General features: G+C 49.8%; 2 protein-coding genes. Both read right to left on the bottom strand.

The genetic code is table 11. The annotated features are described in order from the left end of the window. Positions 1-206 precede the first annotated feature (206 nt). On the bottom strand, positions 207-425 hold the full coding sequence (locus DWX75_RS11940) for a hypothetical protein (RefSeq protein WP_118016528.1): 219 nt from the start codon (positions 423-425) through the stop codon (positions 207-209). A 504-nt stretch (positions 426-929) separates the two neighbouring features. Beyond that, positions 930-1,655 (bottom strand): RNA-guided endonuclease TnpB family protein (locus DWX75_RS11935; protein ID WP_158558809.1); only part of this gene is annotated, 726 nt, incomplete at its 5' end.

Genomic DNA, 1,655 nt, shown 5'->3' with positions numbered 1-1,655 from the left:
GGCGATGAGCAAGCGGCTTAAAAGCTGTAAACTGCTGTTATATCAGAGATTTGAGCAATAGTGGATACCGGATTGTGGAAATTTCGAAGAAGCTGAAGCTCGACCGCAAGACGGTCCGGAAATATCTCAACCAGGAGGATTTCTCGCCGACGCCTCCGGTGAAGCACCCGGTGCCCTCGAAGCTGGACCCTTAGAAGCCGAAGATTCTAGAATGGCTGGCGGAGGACCAGCATGTCTGGCAGAAGCAGCAGCACACGGCCAAGCGGATTCTCGACCGTTTCCGCGAGGAAGAAGGCTTTGACGGCTCCTACAGTATTGTCCAACGCTATGTCAAGTCCATCCGTCACGTGCAGCAGGCACGCGCACTCCTGCAGGACTATCTGGAGCAGCAGGACTGGAGCGGCTGCAAAAAAACAGCTTCGCACGCTTGCCGAGCCCACCAGCCGTTATAGCTTAGAGACCACGTTGACTGTGACCGAACTGGTTCTGAAACTGCTTCCTGACAAGACCCGCTGAAAGTGGGGATTTTCCCACGATGACGATGGGGAATTCCGACGACGAAAATGGGGAAATCTGCTTGACAGAAAACAAGATGTTCTTATTTCACGCGGTATGCGCATAACGTCCAAGATTTTTGGGGTAACTGGTCAGTGTGATGTTGTGGAATTCCATCGGGATGATAACAACGGATGTCATCTGTACAGACACGACGGATTATGGAAACCTTTTCCGCTACGATAAATCTGTATAAATATAATATAATTCACACAAATTTATACGATGAAAATTCTCACGATATTTTCTTCCTGTTTCATTGCGTCCGTTTTTGCCCCCGAGCAAGCTCGATGGCTACTCGCGTTTGATGTAACGCTCCACAGGCTTGAATTCCCCAGTAGCGATAGGTACATATCTGAGTGCTTCTCTGTATTTCAAGCGGTCTCAGATTGAAAATAATTTGCAAGGTTGATTGCTGCATTAAGGTCACGGTCAATCACTGTCCCGCAGGCTTGACAGACATACTTGCGGTCGTTTAACTTCAAGTTTTCTTTGACATGACCGCAACAGGAACAGGTCTTTGAGCTCGGGTAGAACCTGTCGGCAAAGACAAGCTGGATGCCGTTATTTTCGCATTTGTAGGTCATCTGGCGGCGGAACTCGTAGAACTTCTCACCGGCAATCCCCTTGGCAAGGTGCTTGTTCTTCATCATGCCCTTGACGTTCAGATTTTCCATGACAATGCGCGACGGCTTGGTTTTCACAATTGCGGCTGTTGTCTGATGGATGTGGTTCTGGCGGATATTGGCCATCCTCCGATGAATCAAGGCGATTTTGCGGCGTCCCTTCTCGATGTTCTGGCATTCCCTTAAGGGGCGCTTCCAGATTGGCTTTCGCCCAGGCTTCTTTCCTTTACGCTGCACGGTTTCATACCGCGCGGTATTGGCAAGGATTTTACGGCTCTGTTTTCTCTGCTCGCGGCATAGCTTCTTTTCAAGGCGACGGACTTCCTTCGTCTTGTTGATGCTTTTGAATACCGTCGCTTTACGTTCGCCGCTCGTATAGCAGGTCGCTAGCACCTTGATGCCGAGGTCAATGCCCATGGAATCACCGGTAAGATTTTCGGTTTCCTGTTCCGGCACTTCGTAACTGAAGCTCAG

Origin of the sequence: Mitsuokella sp. AF21-1AC (assembly GCF_003458855.1) — a bacterium.
Lineage (GTDB): Bacteria > Bacillota > Negativicutes > Selenomonadales > Selenomonadaceae > Mitsuokella.
Note: the sequence above shows the minus strand (reverse complement) of the source record. Positions and strands in the feature narration are given on the sequence as shown.